We start from the raw sequence: 454 nt of genomic DNA on the forward strand, positions 1-454 counted from the left end.
GACTAAACAACTAAATCTGGAGGCTAGCATGAATAACGATAGCATAGTTTTCATTGGCTTAGATACGCATAAGTCATTTATCCAAGTCGCTGTTCTACAAGGTCATCGAGGGGCTCAACCACAACACCTTGGTCGAATTAACTCAAACAAGTCCGCTTTGGTTAAATTAGCCCAACAACTCCAATCTAAATATCCCAAAGCTACCCTTCATTTTGTCTATGAGGCTGGCCCATGTGGATACTGGACTTATCGTCTGCTTACCAGCCTTGGGCATTGCTGCTATGTCGTCGCTCCATCACTCATCCCCAAAAAGCCTGGTGACCGAGTGAAGACTGACAAGCGCGATGCCGCTAAGCTAGCCAAACTCTTTAAGGCTGAAGAGCTCACGCCTATCTACGTCCCTGAAGCCGAAGATGAAGCCATACGAGATCTCTCAAGAGCCAGAGAAACTGCC

The 454-nt window shown here is 46.9% G+C and carries 1 protein-coding gene; it reads left to right on the forward strand.

Translation table 11 applies throughout. The annotated features are described in order from the left end of the window. Positions 1 to 28 precede the first annotated feature (28 nt). Positions 29 to 454 (forward strand): IS110 family transposase (locus tag OH455_RS23260; protein ID WP_269982947.1); only part of this gene is annotated, 426 nt, incomplete at its 3' end.

The organism is Vibrio sp. T11.5, assembly GCF_027587155.1.
Taxonomy (GTDB): Bacteria; Pseudomonadota; Gammaproteobacteria; order Enterobacterales; family Vibrionaceae; genus Vibrio; species Vibrio neptunius.